Here is a 16841-nt window from a genome sequence, read left to right on the forward strand (position 1 = left end):
CCGGGACGCAATGCCGCGGACCGGACGATGGGAGGGCCGGGCCGATGCAAGCAGGGCGCGAACCGCAGCAGATCGACGTGCGCAGGCCAGTGCCGCAGGTCGTTGCAGGCGTCCAGGTGGCCATCGACCGGCGCTCCTCCATGAACAACGCCCCGTGCCTTGCGGCCGGGGCGTTCGTGTATCTGTCGAAGGAGGTCCATCATGTTTGAAGATCAGCCCCAGAGCGAGATCGACGCACGTCGCGCGCGTGATCCGGAGTTCAGGGCACTCCATGACCAGCACCGCAAGTTGAACAAGAAGTGCATGGACGCGGAGTTGGGTGTACTCCCGATCGATGATGTCACCCTGGGTCGCATGAAGCGCGAGAAGCTGCTGGCCAAGCAACGACTTCTGCGAATGTACGAAACACCGCTCCCAACGACGTCCCCCACGCTTTGACGCACCCCGTCACGCCCGGAACGGCGTGACCCGGCCATCGATGGCCCCGCCGGGCGCTCCTGCCCCGGCATCGCGGCACCGCCGATGAGGCGGCCGCGCCAAGGCACCACAGGCGGTGGTGCCTTGGTCTGCAGGCACAACTCACCGATGCGGGCGGTACCGGTCTCCTCGTCGATCCGGGGCCGTCCGCATCTCTTTTTGCGGGCTCGCGGTCCATCTCCGCGCCGACCTGACATTCATCGCCATCCGACGGATAATCACCGGTCCGGCCCTCTGTGGCGCGAACCGAAAGTCCTCCGAATGCCCATTCATTCTTCCGTCCTCGAACTCATCGGCCAGACCCCGATCGTCAAGGCCCAGCGCCTGGACACCGGCGTCTGCGAGCTCTACCTGAAGCTCGAAAGCGCCAACCCGGGCGGATCGATCAAGGATCGCATCGGCCTGTCGATGATCGAGGCGGCGGAGCAGCGTGGCGACCTGAAGCCGGGTGCGACCCTGGTGGAAGGTACCGCCGGCAACACCGGCCTGGGCCTCGCCCTGGTCGCGCAGCAGAAGGGCTACAAGCTGATCCTGGTCGTTCCCGACAAGATGAGCCGCGAGAAGATCTTCAACCTGAAGGCGATGGGCGCCGAAGTCCGCCTGACCCGCTCGGACGTGGCCAAGGGCCATCCGGAGTACTACCAGGACCTGGCCAAGACCATCGCCGAGCAGACCCCGGGCGCCTACTTCATCAACCAGTTCGGCAACCCGGACAACCCGGCCGCGCATGAATTCGGTACCGGCCCGGAGATCCTGGAGCAGATGGGTGGCGACCTCGACGCCATCGTGTTCGGCTGCGGCAGCTCCGGCACCATGACCGGCCTGTCGCGCGCGTTCGCCAAGCTGTCGCCCAAGACCGAGCTGGTGCTGGCCGATCCGGTCGGCTCGATCCTGGCCGAATACATCAATGACGGCGTGCTCAACGACAAGTCGGGCAGCTGGCTGGTGGAGGGCATCGGCGAGGACTTCCTGCCGTCGATCTCCGACTTCAGCCGCGTCAAGAAGGCCTATGCCATCAGCGACGCCGAGAGCTTCCACACTGCGCGTGAACTGCTGGGCAAGGAAGGCATCCTCGGTGGCTCGTCCACCGGCACCCTGCTGGCCGCCGGCCTGAAGTACTGCAAGGAGCAGACCACGCCGAAGAAGGTGCTGGTGCTGGTCTGCGATACCGGCAACAAGTACCTGTCGAAGATGTACAACGACTACTGGATGCTGGACAACGGCTTCCTGGAGCGCCCGCAGCACGGTGACCTGCGCGACCTGATCCTGCGCCCGTACGGCCAGCGCGACACCGTGGTGATCGGCCCGAACGACCTGCTGACCACCGCCTACCAGCGCATGAAGCTGTACGACGTGTCGCAGCTGCCGGTGATGGACGGTGACCAGCTGGTCGGCATCGTCGATGAAAGCGACGTGCTGCTGCACGTCTATGGTGACGAAGCGCGTTTCCGCGACACCGTCGCCACGGCGATGGTCAGCAAGCTGGACCGGCTGGACGTGAAGTCGCCGATCGAGGCGCTGCTGCCGGTGTTCGACCGCGGCCAGGTGGCGATCGTGATGGACGGCAATGCCTTCCTGGGCCTGATCACCCGTATCGACCTGCTGAACTATCTGCGCCGTCGCGTGCAGTAAGCCGTTGATCGCAGACGTTCGCTGCTGAATTCCGGTTTATCCGCGTCAAAGGTCGTTAAGGCCGCGCTGGTAGACTTCCGCACCTTCGATGGCGCCGCGTGTCGGCGCCCCTCAGGAAAGAACATGTCCAACGCTACTTCCCAGGATCGCGCCCTGGCTCTGGCCACGCTGGCCATCCACGGCGGCCAGTCGCCCGACCCCAGCACCGGCGCGGTGATGCCGCCGATCTACGCCACCTCGACCTATGCGCAGTCCAGCCCCGGCGAGCACCAGGGCTTCGAGTACTCGCGTACCCACAACCCGACCCGCTTCGCCTACGAGCGCTGCGTGGCGTCGCTGGAAGGTGGCACCCGCGGCTTCGCCTTCGCCTCGGGCATGGCGGCCAGCTCGACCGTGATCGAGCTGCTGGACGCCGGCAGCCACGTGGTGGCGATGGACGACATCTACGGTGGCAGCTTCCGCCTGTTCGAGCGCGTGCGCCGCCGCACCGCCGGGCTGGATTTCAGCTTCGTCGACCTGACCGATCTGGCGGCATTTGAAGCCTCCATCACGTCGAAGACGAAGATGGTGTGGATCGAGACCCCGACCAACCCGATGCTGAAGATCGTCGACATCGCCGCGGTTGCCGCCATCGCCAAGCGCCATGGCCTGATCGTGGTGGTCGACAACACCTTCGCCTCGCCGATGCTGCAGCGTCCGCTGGAACTGGGCGCGGACCTGGTGCTGCATTCGGCCACCAAGTACCTCAATGGCCACTCGGACATGGTCGGTGGCATGGTGGTGGTGGGCGACAACGCCGAACTGGCCGAGCAGATGGCCTTCCTGCAGAACTCGGTGGGTGGCGTGCAGGGCCCGTTCGACAGCTTCCTGGCCCTGCGCGGCCTGAAGACCCTGCCGCTGCGCATGAAGGCGCACTGCGCCAACGCGCTGGCCCTGGCCCAGTGGCTGGACAAGCACCCGGCGGTGGAGAAGGTGATCTACCCGGGCCTGCCGTCGCACCCGCAGCACGAGCTGGCGGGCAGGCAGATGGCCGGCTACGGCGGCATCGTCTCGATCGTGCTGAAGGGCGGTTTCGAGGCGGCCAAGCGCTTCTGCGAGAAGACCGAGCTGTTCACCCTGGCCGAGTCGCTGGGCGGTGTGGAGAGCCTGGTGAACCATCCGGCGGTGATGACGCATGCCTCGATTCCGGTCGCGCGGCGGGAACAGTTGGGGATCAGTGATGCGCTGGTGCGGCTGAGCGTGGGTGTGGAGGATCTGGGGGATCTGCAGGTGGATCTGGAGAGGGCGCTGGCGGGTACTGCTGCGTGAATCCGATGACCGTGTCGTCCGCCAACACATCAGTTTCGCCGCTGGCGATGGTGCGCAGTTTTCTCGGCAACCGCGTACTCATCTACCAGCTGGCCAAACGCGAAGTCATCAGCCGCTACCGTGGCTCGTTGATGGGTTTGGCGTGGTCGTTCTTCAACCCGCTGTTGATGCTCGCCGTATATACCTTCGTGTTCTCGGTGGTCTTCAATGCCCGATGGGGCGGCGACGTGGCGCACAAGGGCGACTTCGCGATCATCCTGTTCGTGGGCATCCTGGTGCACGGCATCTTCGCCGAGTGCGTCAATCGTGCCCCCAGCCTGATTGTCGGCAATGCCAGCTACGTCAAACGCGTGGTGTTTCCGCTCGACACGCTGCCCTGGGTGGCGATGGGAGCCGCGTTGTTCCATGCGTTGGTGACGTTGGTGGTGCTGCTGCTGGCGCAACTGCTGATCCGTGGCGTTCTGCCCGTCACCGCGTTGTACTTCCCACTGGTCGTGTTCCCGTTGGTGTTGTTCACGATGGGCCTTGCCTGGCTGTTGTCGGCGCTGGGTGTGTTCGTGCGCGACATCGGCCAGATGACCGGCATCTTCACTACCGTGCTGTTGTTCCTCGCGCCGGTGTTCTATCCAGTGCACGCGTTGCCGGAGAACATGCGCAAGTGGATCTACTTGAATCCACTCACGTTCATCATCGAGCAGTCGCGGGAAGTGCTGATCTGGGGCAAGGCGCCCGATTTCATTGGCTTGGGCAAGTACGCCATTTTCGCCGCCGTGGTCGCGTGGCTGGGCTATGTCTGCTTCCACAAAATGCGCCGGGGGTTCGCCGATGTCATCTAATGAACCTGTGCGTGAGCCTGATGATCTGGCGATCCGGGTCTCCGGTGTCACCAAGTGCTTCCAGGTGTACTCGCAGCCACAGGACCGTCTGAAGCAGGCCGTGCTGCCGCGACTGTCGCGGTTGCTGGGGCGTCCTGGTGGCATGTACTACCGTGAGTTCTGGGCGCTGAAAGGCGTCGATTTCGAGGTGCGGCGTGGCGACACGGTGGGCATCATTGGCCGCAATGGTTCCGGCAAGTCGACCCTGCTTCAGATCATCTGCGGCACGCTGCAGCCGACGCACGGCGAAGTGACCGTTCGAGGTCGCGTGGCCGCACTGCTTGAGCTGGGTGCAGGCTTCAATCCGGAGTTCACCGGTCGCGAGAACGTCTACATGAGCGCGTCGATCCTGGGCCTGTCGCGCGAGGAGATCGATCGCAAGTATGACGATATCGTGGCATTCGCCGACATCGGCGACTTCCTCGAACAGCCGGTCAAGACTTACTCCAGCGGCATGTACGTGCGCCTGGCGTTCGCGGTGATCGCGCATGTCGATGCCGATATCCTGGTGATCGATGAAGCGCTGGCGGTCGGTGACGCGATCTTCGTGCAGAAGTGCATGCGCTACCTGCGCAAGTTCCGTGAGAACGGCACGCTGCTGTTCGTCAGTCACGACACCTCTTCCGTGCTGAACTTCTGCCAGAGCGCCGTCTGGCTGGATCGTGGCGACATGCGCATGCATGGCACTGCGCAGGAAACCTGCAACGCCTACATCGAATACTGCTCGCAGGAAGTGTATGGCGATACGGTCAAGCTGCAGTCACGGCAGGCCGCTGCCCGTGCCGCGGAGGCATCGCCTGGCACTCCGTCGCCAGCCCGGATCGAGAAGGACCTGAAGGTCGAGCTGTTCGACAACGTTGCCAATTCAGCCGGTTGGCAGTCCGGCGTGGCAAGCATCGACTCGGTCACCCTGTGCAACGAGGACGGTGAGCCCTTCACGACGTTTGCCGGTGGCGAGCATGTCGTGCTGAAAATCCGCGCGACCGCGCATGATCCCCTGACGAGTCCCTTGATCGGATTCTTCGTCAAGGATCGCCTTGGGCAATCGCTGTTCGGTGAACACACCTACACCTATATCCAGCCGCCGATGGAAGTGGAGGGTGGCACCGGGTTGGAAGCGTCGTTCCGGTTCACTCTGCCGCTGCTGCCCAACGGCGAGTACTCGATGACCGTCTCGATCGCCGAAGGCGACCCGTACACCAACACCCAGCACGCCTGGCTGCATGATGCGGTGCTGATCCGGGTGGCCTCGCCCAAGCTGCGTTATGGCCTGGTCGGTATCCCGTTCGAGGAAGTGACCATGGTCCGCACCCGTCAGCCGCAGCCGACAGGAGAGCCGCAGTGAGCGCATCGCAGGGACCGACGGTGACCGAAGCGCACGGCTTCATTCCACCACTGGCCAGTACCGACCCGCGCATCAGCGTCGGTCGATACACCTATGGTTCTCCGCAACTGAAGGTATGGTCGGAAGGTGAACGCATCGAGATCGGGGCGTTCTGTTCGATCGCCGATGACGTAGTGATCTTTGGGGGCGGCGAGCACCGTCTGGATTGGGTAACGACCTATCCGTTGCGCATCGCGCTGAACTCCCCCGGTGCTGGCCACGATGGGCACCCGCACACCAAGGGCCCCACGCGCATCGGCAACGATGTCTGGATCGGGCATGGCGCGATGATTGTTTCCGGCGTGACCGTGGGCGATGGTGCCTGCATCGGTGCTGGCGCCGTGGTTTCGCGCGATGTGCCGGCCTATGCCGTCGTTGCTGGCAATCCAGCGAAGGTGGTGCGTACCCGATACGACGAGCCGACGATCGCCCGCCTGCGTGCGATTGCCTGGTGGAGCTGGCCGATCGACCGTATCCGCGCCTTCGAATCGCTGCTCTGCAGCGGTGACGTTGAAGCCTTCATCGCCGCCGCCAGTGCGCCCTGACTCTCTGAACATCTCTCAAGAAACCGGCTGTCCCATGAACGATTTTCCGCTGTCGAACAGCATGCTGATCTCCCCGCGCGAACTGTCGCTGAGCGCGTGGCTGGGTCACATTCCCTTTGCCTCGTGGCTGGTCGAGCAGCTGCAGCCGCAGTCGATCGTCGAGCTGGGCACCCATCGCGGTTCCTCCTTCCTCGCGCTCTGCCAGGCGGTGCAGGAGCAGGGGCTGACTGCACGGGTCTTCGCGGTCGATACCTGGGAAGGGGAGGAGCACGCCGGTTACTATGGCGACGAGATCTACAATGCGTTGCGCGAGTACCAGCAGCGCAACTATGCCGGCATCTCCGAGATGCTGCGGATGCGGTTCAATGAAGCCCTGCCGTATTTTGCCGACGGCTCGATCGATCTGCTGCACATCGATGGCCTGCACACCTACGAAGCGGTCCGTGAGGACTTTGAAACGTGGCTGCCCAAGCTCTCCGATCGGGCGGTGGTGATCTTCCACGATACCTGCGTTCGCGAGCGTGGTTTTGGCGTCTGGCAGTATTGGAGCGAGATCAGCCAGCAGTACCCGGCATTCGAGTTCACCCATACCCATGGTCTGGGGGTACTGCTGGTCGGCAAGCAGCGTGTTCCCGCGTTGGCGGACTTGGCAGCGCGCGCGGCCGCAGGCGACTTTGCTCCGATCAATCGCCTGTTCGACACACTGGGCAGCAACATCAAGCGTGCCGAAGAGGTGGAGCGTGTCAATGCAGGATTGATGGATGCACGCAACGAGGTCAACCGCCTCGGAACGCTGGGCCACGAGCTGCAGCAGCGTTGCCTGCAACTGGAGCAGGACGTGCGTGATGGCCGGGAGCTGGTTCGGCAGGCGGAGCAGCAGGTGCAGCAGCAGCGGGAACGCGCCGAACAGAGCGCTGTGACCGCAGAAGACCTGCGTCGCATCGTCGCCGAGGAGCGTGCCAGGATGGTCGAAGAGGTACAGGCGGCACTGGGACCGCAGCTGGATTCGCAGGCACGATCGCTCGACAGGCTGCTGCAGCCCTGGTGGCGTCGCTAATCCACGCCCTGCCAACGAGCGGGATGTTAGGTTGAAAAATACGGGGTGCCTGGTCCCACAGGGAACAGCAGAGGGCCGGCATTCCAAGCAACCGATTTCTTCAAGACCCATCAGCAGATTGGGTTGAACCACCTCCTAGGGATGAACATGTCTACCGTCAAGCCAATCTGCTTCTATCTGCCGCAATACCACCCCGTCGCGGAGAATTCGGAGTGGTGGGGGCCTGGCTTCACCGAGTGGACCAACGTTGCCAAGGGAAAGCCGAACTTCGCCGGCCACTACCAGCCCCACATCCCGCGCGAGCTCGGTTTCTATGACCTGCGCCTGATCGACAACATGCGGGCGCAGGCCGAGCTGGCCTCGCTCTATGGAATTCACGGGTTCTGCTTCTACTACTATTGGTTCGATGGACGTCGCATCCTCGAGTTGCCGCTGGACAACTACCTGAAGAGCGACATCGAGTTCCCGTTCTGCGTGTGCTGGGCCAATGAAAACTGGACCCGCACCTGGGACGGGCTCGAGAAGGATGTGCTGCTCGAGCAGAAGCACGGCGCCGATGAGGATCGCCGGTTCCTTGAGGACATCCTGCCGCTGTTGAAGGATCGCCGTGCGATCAAGGTCGATGGCAAGCCCATGCTGCTGGTCTACCGTGCCGACCTGTTCCCGGACGCGAAGGAAACCGTCGCGCGCTGGCGCCAGGTGGCCCGCGAGAATGGTGTGGGCGAGATCCATCTCGTGGCGGTGCAGTTCTACGGCATTGTGGATCCGCGCGATTGGGGTTATGACGCTGCCGCAGAGTTCCCGCCGCATACCTTCATCGGCGCGGAGAATCGTCTGACGCGACCGATCGACATCACCAATCCCGAGTTCCGTGGTGGCCTCGTCGATTATCGCAAGGTGGTCGCCCAGTCCATCAGCCGGCCCAAGCCCGACTTCCGCTGGTACCGCGGCATCGTGCCGTCCTGGGACAACACCGCGCGGCGCCAGCACACCTCGCACACGCTGGTTGACGCCTCGCCGTCGATCTACCAGTACTGGCTGCGCCGCCTGGTCGAGTACACCCGGGTCAACAATGCACCGGAAGACCAGATCCTGTTCATCAACGCCTGGAATGAATGGGGCGAGGGCTGCCACCTGGAGCCGGACCTGAAGCACGGCCTGGCTTACTTGGAAGCGACCCATGCCGCGCTGAACGGTGCTGGCAGTGATGAGATGCTGATGAAGGATGAGGCGTTGCTGCGCGCACTCGGCGGCGAGCGCATGAAAGCGCTCCTGGATGATCGCGAGCGTCTGGTCAACGATGTGGTCCTGCTGTCCGCCGAAGTACGCAGGACCAATCCCCAGGGAATCTCTTCGGTGCCCAGGCCGGGCCTGCGTGCGTTCATTGGCCGTTGCCTGAGGCCCTTCCCCCGCCTGCGTTCCTTTGCGGTGCGCGTCTATCACGCGTGGCACGCATGAGTTCCGTCCGTCGCGTTGCGGTTGTTGCCCACTTCGACGCCGAAGGCCGGTTGACTGACTTCACGCGTCGGCTGCTCGAAGGCCTGTTGCGGCACGCAGAGCGCATCGTGCTGGTGTCCACCCGCCTGGCGTCTGACCAGGCGGTGGGCCTGGATGAGCGCATCACGGTCATCGTCCGAGAGAACGTTGGATACGACTTCTACTCGTTCCGGACCGGTGTGCTGGCCGTGGAGGCGTTGTATGCCTACGACGAGCTGATCATCGCCAATGACAGCGTGCTGGTGATTGATCCGGAGGGCCTGGACCGTGCCTTCACGAAGATGCAGGGTGTGGAATGCGGTGCCTGGTCGATGACCGAGTCGCAGCAGGTCAGCCGCCACCTGCAGTCGTATTTCATGGTGTTCCGCAAGGACGTTTTCTTCAGCCAGTACTTCCACCAGTTCTGGCGCGATGTGCGGGTGCTGGATGACAAGTGGGAAATCATTCTTTCCTATGAGATCGGCTTGACGCAGTGGCTGTTGCATCACGGGGTACGCATTGCGTCGGCGTTCCAGCCTGGCGCGGATGGGATGCAGAAGCTGGCTGCGCGCCTGAAGCGCAAGCGCGAGCGCGATGCGGCTCCGGACAGCATTGCTGCACCGGGGGCATTCGAGATCCAGCAGGCCAATCTGGTCCACTACCTGTGGGATGACATCTACCGCCAGTTTGGTTTCATCAAGACCGAAGTGCTGCGCGATGATCCCAATGGCGTACAGGACGTTGGCCTGTCCAGCCTGATCGCCGACCCGGTGCGCCTGGGCCAGGTCGAGGAGGAAGTCGCCAGGATGCGGGCCACGCGTGTCAACGCGATGCCGCTGCTCGCCCAGTCCAGTGACGGAATTTCACAGGAAGAACTGCAGCGCTATGGTGTCGGCGCCATTCCTGCTGACAAGCTGAAGTCGCGGTTCGCCATCGTGCTTCATCTCTATCATCTGGACCTGATCGAATCGATCCAAGGCTACATGAAGAACATGATCGTTGATCATGATCTGTTCGTGTCGGTGAAATCGGTTGCTGATCGTCGGGTGGCTGTGCGCTTTTTCGAAGAGCGGAAGGTGCGTGCCTTCGTCTTCGTGCATCCGAACATCGGGCGCGACGTCGGTCCCTTCGTCAGCCTGCTCAATACCGGCCTGCTCGACCGCTACGACGCGGTCTGCAAGATCCACTCCAAGAAGAGCGTGTACCACGATGGCGGTGGCCAGTGGAGGGACGAGCTGATGAAGTCCCTGCTGGGCTCTTCACACACCGTGCTGAAGATCCTGCGCGCCTTCAGGCACGATTCCAGCTGCGGCATCGTGGGGCCGGAGCATGCCTATGTCAGCAATGCCCGTTTCTGGGGAGGCAATGAGGAACGGCTGCGCCGCCTTGCTGCGGAAACCGGGATCGACGATGCCCGCATCCGGCTGGGGTTCTTTGCCGGAACGATGTTCTGGTTCCGCCCGGCGGCGCTGTATGCGCTGCGGGAGCGGGCGCTGGCCTTGAGTGAGTTCGACCCGGAAGCAGGGCAGCTCGATGCCACCCTGGCCCACGTGATCGAGCGGCTTTTCGTACTGTGGGTGGAGCAGGCGGGCTACTTCGCGGCGACCACGCGGACTCCAGACGCTGCGTTGCGCCATGAGAACTACGCCAATCAGGGCATTTCTGTCCTTCCGGCCTGAGCTTGCTTCCGGTCTGGGAGATGGACGGCCTGCGGCGGCTTGAGCGCATCGGTCCCGGCGTGCTGTGCACGGGCTGCACGTGCGGCCCCGGCTCTGATCATCACTCCGAACCATCGTGCCTGTACTATGCAGCGTCCAGACTGATGGCTCCCAGATGTGACTCATGAACAACGGTGAAGTAGCGATGACCCGGCTGGGCTGGCTGGCGTCAGGTCTGGCGTGCATCCTGACGATCCTGGTGCTGACGCCCTTCGCAGTGGAGATGCCCATCGCCGGTGTCGACGGTTCCTGGGCCTACGCGATGAACGTCGCCACAGCCGAGCACCTGCGCTTCGGCAAGGACATCATCTTTACCTTTGGTCCATTGGCTTCGATCTACACCGAGGTGTACCACCCGGCGACCGATCACTTGATGATCGGTGGCGCGATGTTGCTGTCTGTTGCCGTGTTCGCAGGGCTGTTTGCGGTCACGTCGCCGCACAGGCGCGTGCTGCTCCCATTGTTTCCATTCCTGGTGGCATTGACCTGGCTGCCTGATTGGGATGGTTGGCGCGACGCCGTGTTCATGCTGCTGCCGCTACTGCTTCCGATCACGGTGGCGCGCGGGCAGGAGACCGGCAAGCCCAACTGGGCTGCAATCATTCTACTGGCCATCGCGATTGCGATTCTGCCGTTGATCAAGGGCAGCCTGAGCGTTCCGGCGGCGCTGGCCAGTCTGGTGGCGGTGCTGTTGTGCTGGCGGGAGTCGCCGAGGCTGGCGATCACACTGTTTGTCGTCGAAGTTGGCGTGCTGATTGCAGCCTGGCTCACCGCAGGTCAGTCATTGCTCGACCTGCCGGTCTACTTCCTGGCGCAGATGCCGCTCATCTCGGGTTATACCGATGGCATGTCGGTGTCGGTAGATGGGCGCCCCCTGAACATCGTGATCTACCTGTTAGCCAGTGTGATGCTGGTTGCCCTTTCGACGTTCGGAGGCGTCCGTCGTCGTTGGTATCTGCCGGTCCTGGTCGCGCTGTATCTCTTTGTGATCTTCAAGGCCAGCTTCGTCAGACATGACCCGCCACACGCCCTGATTGCTTCGTCGGCGCTGCTCCTGATGGGCGCACTGCTGTATCTGGTGCCGGGCTCTGGCAGGTGGCCGGGCATCGCCGCCATGGCAGTGGGCGCGCTGGGCTATGGGCTCCTCGCCTTCGCCTTCCTTCCGTTGGATCCTGTGGCGTCACTGGCACGGGTTGGTTCGAAGTTCGAGCTTTCGGTCGAAGCCGCATGGAGGCGCGCTACAGAGCCGGCAGCACTGGCGAAGGAGTATCCGCGTCGCTTGGTGCTCCTCGGGGACAGGCCGCCATTCAAGGGCCTGTCGGGCGATGCTGATCTCTATCCATGGGACCTGTCACCGCTGCTCGCTTCTGGCGCAAGCTGGAAGCCACGCCCGGTTCCGCAGAGCTATGCGGCATTCTCGCCCCCGCTACTCGATGCCAATGCTGAGCATCTGCGCAGCAGCCCGCCGACCAGGATCTTCTTCAACATCAATCCCATCGATCAGCGCTACCCCAGCATGGAGGATGGCGCCAGTTGGCTCACCCTGCTTGGAGGGTTCCGGGCGCAGCGCATCGATGCGGGCTACGCGTTGCTCTCGCGCCGCGATGCCGTGGCGGAAACCCTGCAACCACGGCCGGTGACCTCGACCGAGGTCCGCATGGGCGAGGACGTTGCGGTGCCTGAGAACCAGGGGCCGGTGTGGGCATCGATCGACGTCCAGCCGACGCTCCTGGGCAGGCTGTTCTCGATTCTCTACAAGGCTCCGGAGTTGACGCTGCAGGTGCGCTACGACAACGGCGAAACCGCGTCATATCGTTTCATTGCCGGTCTGGCCAAGAGCGGCTTCCTGCTTTCGCCTACGATCACGGATGTGAATGATTTTGTCGCGCTGACGTCCAGCCACCGCGATGACCTGCTCGGCAACCGCAAGGTCGTCGCCATGGGCATTCGCGGGGCCAGCGGCACACGCCTGATGTGGAAGTCGGCGGTCAGGGTGAGCTTTGCCCGTCTGGATGTTCCCACCGCCCCGGAGGCCGACGCGGCCTTGGCGGGTACCTGGAAGCACGGCGATGCGGTGGAGTCCTACGTGGCTGCTGGTGATTGCCACATCGATACCGTGAACCAGCTGCAGGCGGAGGGCGACACGCTGGATCTGCCGGCAGGCCTGGTGAAAGTGCGCGGTTGGTCGGCGCTCGATGGCGCGCGGGGAAGGCCCAACGACGGCGCTTTCCTGCTCGCGTCGGCCACCGATGGCCGCACCTGGATGTTGCCGGCGAACCGGGTGCCCCGCCCCGATGTGGCTGCCTACTTCAAGCAACCGGCACTCCATTACACCGGTTTTGAAGCGTTCGTGGACACCCGCCAGCTGCCTGAGGACGTGCAGATCCGCGTGCTGCAGAAGGATGGTGAGCAACTGAAGGTCTGCGCCGCAGTGCTGGCCATCCGCCGGGCGAGGGTTGCGGAACTGCCCTGAGCGGGCAGTTCCATCGCAGCTGACAGCGCTTACTGTGCGGTTTGGAACAGCGGCAGCAGTTGCGTGAGAACGACCGCGTGGCCTTCGCGGTTGGGGTGATTGAACTGCGCCATCAGCCGTTTGCGGTCACCAGGATAGGCTTCGAACGCGGCAAGGCTGTCGGCGACAGGGGTGTCGGTCAACTCTCCCAGCTTCCGGATCATGCTGGCCTGGGCCCGGAGAGCGGCACGAGCCGGGCCGTTCTCGGCCTGTTGGTCCCAGGTTGGCGTCAGCAGGACCGGACACGCTCCCGCCGCGCGCGATGACATAACAAACCAGGCGAGATTGCGTGCCGACTGCTGCAAGGGAAGAGCACGGTCATTCAGGCCATAGTCAATCAAAACGACGCGGGGGTGCAGGTCCAGCACCCCGCGCTGGAAACGGTCGCGGCCCTGCTGGGAGTTCTCGCCTCCGACAGCGGAAGTGATCACATTCAATACCGCATGCGGATAGGCATCAGCGAGTGCATCTTCCAGTTGCCGCGGGTAGGCATCGCGTTTGTGCACGGCGGGCGTCACGCCGAATCCGGCAGGAACGCTGTGGCCAAAGGCAACGATGTCCACAGTATGGTTATTGGGCCATGCGACCTGCAGATCCCGTACCACTGCAGCCAGGCAGGCTTGCCCAGTGGGGGCAGGTGCAGGTGCAGGTGCGTTTGCCACGGTCTGCGGCGAGGGCTCCGAAGGGACTGGCGTGGGTTGGCAGCCGGGGGCCGCCAGGGCCAGGAGAAGTAGGGCGGTATGTTGTTTCATGCGCGCAGTGGGGGTCGTTTTCGCCCAATATAGCGCGCCGCGGACGAAAGGTAGCCAGCGCTCGCCGATGGCCCAGCGCGGAATCCGTCCGCGACCCGAAGGCGACGGGACGCGAGGGGTTTGCGGATACAATCTGTAGGGATAAATGGGGCCGCTGCGGCTTGTCGCACCAGCGAGATAGCGGCACGGCCTTTCAGCGCAAGAATCTCAAGGCAAGCGATGAAACAGGCGATCAGATCAGTCAACGGTGCGGACGGTGCGGGGGCGGCCATGACGCCTGTGTGGGCGGCCTGCGTCGCTTTGTTGAGCTCCTTTCTGGTGATCCTGATGGTTACGCCGTTCGCACCGGCGATGCCATTCGAGAGTCTCGATGGATCGTGGATGTATGCGATGAACCACGCCGTTGCCGAGCAACTGCGTTTTGGCACGCAGATCGTCTTCACCTTTGGACCGTTGGCATCTGTCTATACCACGCTCTATCACCCGGCCACGGACCTGCTGATGCTGGGCGGCTCCCTACTCATCGCGGCAGCCCTGTTTGCAGGCATGTTCGCCGTTGCGCCCCCTCGCTGGCGCGCATGGTTGCTGCTGTTGCCGCTGGTACTCGGGCTGGGCGTAAGCCGCGACGTTGCCTTCCTGTTCCTTCCTGTTCTGCTTCCATGCGTTGTCATGCGCGGTATCGAGCGCGGGCGTGCGTATTCCGCTGTCGTCTGCCTGATTGCGGCGGCGATGGCAATATTGCCGCTGGTGAAAGGCAACTTCGGCGTGATGGTCGCGCTGGCGAGCGCGGCGACGATCCTGCTGGGCTGGCGATTGGATCGCCGGACGGTAATGCTGGCCCTCGCCGTCCAACTGATCGTGATGCCGATGGCATGGACGGCCTCTGGCCAGGCGCTGCCGGATCTCCCGCGCTACTTCATCGCTCAGGCCCCGATCATTTCCGGCTACACCGATGGTATGTCGGTGGTTGGCAGGGGCAAGGACATCCTTTACTTCCTGTTGGCGGCCGTTGTGCTCGTTGGCCTGTCACTGTGCAGCGGCGGGCGTCGCTATTGGCATGTAACGTTGCTGGTTGCGGCCTATCTGTTCGTTACCTTCAAATCCGGCTTCGTACGGCATGACCTGCATGCGCTCACCGCGGCGGTGGCGCTGACGATGGTTGGCGCATTCCTGTGCATCCACAATGCCGGCCGCGCCGGCATGCTGGCCCTGGTCATTGGCCTGGCCGGGTGGTGGGCGATTACCGATCCCTATGCTCCCGTAACGCCGAAGTCACTGTCAGCGCAGTTCGCCCAGTCAATCCAGCGGCCCGCAGCCGGACTGGTGACGCGGATGATCGAGCCGGAGGCACTCGGCAACCAGTTCAAGGCGATTTCCGCGGCGATCGGCTCGCGCGCCCCGTTCGCAGGGTACACGGGGACGGCCGATGTCTATCCCACCGAACTCGCTCCGCTGATCGCGGCTGGATCGACCTGGGTGCCACGTCCGATCCTGCAGAGCTACTCCGTTTACACGCCGGCCCTTGCGACGGCCAATGCCGATCATCTGCTCAAGGATCCGCCTTCGCGCATCTACTTCAAGGTGGATCCAATCGATCATCGCTATCCAGCCATGGACGACGGCGCGAGCTGGCTCCCGTTGCTGGGCAGCTATACCCCGGTGGCTCTGGAAGGGGGATATGCGGTGCTTCAGCGGTCCGGTTGGCCGCCGATGGCGTTGCAGCCTCAGGACGCTCAGCTCACCGTTGCGCGGGTGGACCAGGAAGTCGCCGTACCGGACTGGAGTGAGCCGGTCTGGGTCTCGATGGATATTCGACCGACCCCGGCTGGTCGCATCGCATCGACGCTCTACAAGCTCCCCAAGTTGTCGATCAAGGTCCGCTTCGAGAATGGCCTCACCGCCGACTATCGGCTGATCGCTGGGTCGACCCGGACGGGCTTCCTTCTGTCACCCACGGTGGCCGACGCCAGGGATTTCGTTGCGCTCTCTTCCGGTAGCCGCGAGGAACTGCTGCGTGGGCATCGGGTTGTTGCCTTTACCGTCTATGGCGACAGCGGTACCCGGCGGTTCTGGAATTCAAGCTTCCCGGTGACCTTTGCACGTTTGCCTATTCCTGAGGCCGCCGGGACAGACCGTGTACTGGCTGCTGCGCAGGAGCCCGCCCACTGATCTGGGCGGGCCTTCCGTTGCCGTGATGGTCGGAATCACTCAGGCTCGGAACGATAGTCGCTTGTGGCCGATGTAGCTGGTGATCACCGGTACGACGACGCCCAATGCGTGGGCGATGGTTTCGTTATGAAAATCCACGTTCAGAAACGGCAGCAGCCAGCGTGCCACCAGCAGGCTGATGAGGAGGGTCTGCCCGACAGCAGCGATGTTGACGGCAATGAACCAGAGCACCTGATGGTGCAGGCGGTTGCTGGCCTGGTTGAACACGAACACCTTGTTCAGCGCGAAGGCGGTGACCAGGCCCAAGCAGAAAGCGAGCAGGATGGCGGTTACATACGGCAGCCAGTGGCTGAGCAGGATCCGGGAGCCGACGTTGACGGCGGCTGCCAGCCCGCCTACCAGCAGGAACCTGATGAACTGGCTTGAGGGCAGTGGTACGTTCATTGGGTCACTTCATTGTTGCCCATCATGTACCTTTATCCTTGATGCGCACGAGTTCTTGAGGACCGCGCAGGTGAGCGTTCGTCACGAACGGCGTCCGGTGACAGGATGCACGCTTCACGCGGCCCGGAAGGATAGGTGCTTGTGGCCGAAGTAGCTGGTCACGACGGGGGCCAGTACGCCGACTACGTGTGCCAGTGTGTCGTTGTGGAAGTGCATGCCCATGGCGGGCAGCAGCCAGTGGGACAGTGACACGCTGATGAGGAGCGTCTGGACAACAGCGGCGGCGTTGACGGCCATGAACCACAGGGCCTGCTGGTGCAATGGGTTCTGCGCCTTTTCAAACACGAACTGCTTGCCCAGTACGAATGCGGTTGCCATGCCGAGGCAATAGGCAACCAGGATGGAAGGTATGTACGCGAGCCAGTGACCCAGCAGCAGGCGTGAACCGATGTTCACCCCCGCCGCGAGGCCACCGGCAATGAGGAACAGCAC

The 16841-nt window shown here is 63.3% G+C and carries 14 protein-coding genes; 11 read left to right on the forward strand and 3 right to left on the reverse strand.

Features of this window, described 5'->3' with window-relative positions; translation table 11 throughout:
• Window positions 1-201 precede the first annotated feature (201 nt).
• From CKW06_RS02840 to CKW06_RS02885, 10 genes are all read left to right on the forward strand, one after another.
• The gene (locus tag CKW06_RS02840) at window positions 202-438 is read left to right on the forward strand and encodes an HP1242/YdcH family protein (protein ID WP_005407964.1); all 237 of its coding nucleotides are present in this window, start codon (window positions 202-204) and stop codon (window positions 436-438) included.
• A 300-nt stretch (window positions 439-738) separates the two neighbouring features.
• Window positions 739-2109: a pyridoxal-phosphate dependent enzyme gene (locus tag CKW06_RS02845; protein ID WP_024957356.1), complete on the forward strand. Its 1371-nt coding sequence runs from the start codon at window positions 739-741 to the stop codon at window positions 2107-2109.
• A 123-nt stretch (window positions 2110-2232) separates the two neighbouring features.
• A complete protein-coding gene (locus tag CKW06_RS02850; protein WP_024957355.1) occupies window positions 2233-3417 on the forward strand; it encodes a cystathionine gamma-synthase in 1185 nt (394 codons plus the stop codon).
• 5 nt (window positions 3418-3422) lie between these two features.
• Window positions 3423-4253 carry an ABC transporter permease gene (locus CKW06_RS02855; protein WP_012479055.1) on the forward strand — a complete coding sequence of 277 codons (831 nt, stop codon included), beginning with the start codon at window positions 3423-3425 and terminating at the stop codon, window positions 4251-4253.
• Window positions 4243-5637, forward strand: coding sequence for an ABC transporter ATP-binding protein (locus CKW06_RS02860; RefSeq protein WP_012479056.1), 1395 nt, complete (start codon window positions 4243-4245; stop codon window positions 5635-5637). The genes CKW06_RS02855 and CKW06_RS02860 overlap by 11 nt, the downstream gene beginning before the upstream one ends.
• Window positions 5634-6221, forward strand: a complete 588-nt coding sequence (locus tag CKW06_RS24070) for a CatB-related O-acetyltransferase (RefSeq protein ID WP_012479057.1) — start codon at window positions 5634-5636, stop codon at window positions 6219-6221. Before CKW06_RS02860 ends, CKW06_RS24070 begins: the two co-directional genes overlap by 4 nt.
• Before the next feature lie 34 nt (window positions 6222-6255).
• The gene (locus CKW06_RS02870; protein WP_024957354.1) at window positions 6256-7278 is read left to right on the forward strand and encodes a class I SAM-dependent methyltransferase; all 1023 of its coding nucleotides are present in this window, start codon (window positions 6256-6258) and stop codon (window positions 7276-7278) included.
• Between the two features lie 147 nt (window positions 7279-7425).
• Entirely contained in the window at window positions 7426-8736 is a 1311-nt protein-coding gene (locus tag CKW06_RS02875) for a glycosyltransferase WbsX family protein (protein ID WP_012479059.1), read from the forward strand.
• Window positions 8670-10433, forward strand: a complete 1764-nt coding sequence (locus tag CKW06_RS02880; RefSeq protein WP_231910874.1) for a rhamnan synthesis F family protein — start codon at window positions 8670-8672, stop codon at window positions 10431-10433. Before CKW06_RS02875 ends, CKW06_RS02880 begins: the two co-directional genes overlap by 67 nt.
• A gap of 163 nt (window positions 10434-10596) precedes the next feature.
• The gene (locus CKW06_RS02885) at window positions 10597-12945 is read left to right on the forward strand and encodes a hypothetical protein (RefSeq protein WP_024957353.1); all 2349 of its coding nucleotides are present in this window, start codon (window positions 10597-10599) and stop codon (window positions 12943-12945) included.
• 29 nt (window positions 12946-12974) lie between these two features.
• Here the strand turns inward: CKW06_RS02885 and CKW06_RS02890 are convergent, their stop codons facing one another.
• Window positions 12975-13547 carry an SGNH/GDSL hydrolase family protein gene (locus tag CKW06_RS02890; protein ID WP_157740188.1) on the reverse strand — a complete coding sequence of 191 codons (573 nt, stop codon included), beginning with the start codon at window positions 13545-13547 and terminating at the stop codon, window positions 12975-12977.
• Window positions 13548-13955: 408 nt separating this feature from the next.
• On the opposite strand from CKW06_RS02890, the gene CKW06_RS02895 reads away from it, so the two are divergent.
• Window positions 13956-15905, forward strand: coding sequence for a hypothetical protein (locus tag CKW06_RS02895; protein WP_024957351.1), 1950 nt, complete (start codon window positions 13956-13958; stop codon window positions 15903-15905).
• Between the two features lie 39 nt (window positions 15906-15944).
• Here the strand turns inward: CKW06_RS02895 and CKW06_RS02900 are convergent, their stop codons facing one another.
• Together CKW06_RS02900 and CKW06_RS02905 are read right to left on the reverse strand one after the other, a co-directional pair.
• Window positions 15945-16349: a GtrA family protein gene (locus CKW06_RS02900; RefSeq protein ID WP_077684458.1), complete on the reverse strand. Its 405-nt coding sequence runs from the start codon at window positions 16347-16349 to the stop codon at window positions 15945-15947.
• Window positions 16350-16463: 114 nt separating this feature from the next.
• A complete protein-coding gene (locus tag CKW06_RS02905; RefSeq protein WP_231910876.1) occupies window positions 16464-16841 on the reverse strand; it encodes a GtrA family protein in 378 nt (125 codons plus the stop codon).

Source organism: Stenotrophomonas maltophilia, from assembly GCF_900186865.1.
Taxonomy (GTDB): Bacteria; Pseudomonadota; Gammaproteobacteria; order Xanthomonadales; family Xanthomonadaceae; genus Stenotrophomonas; species Stenotrophomonas maltophilia.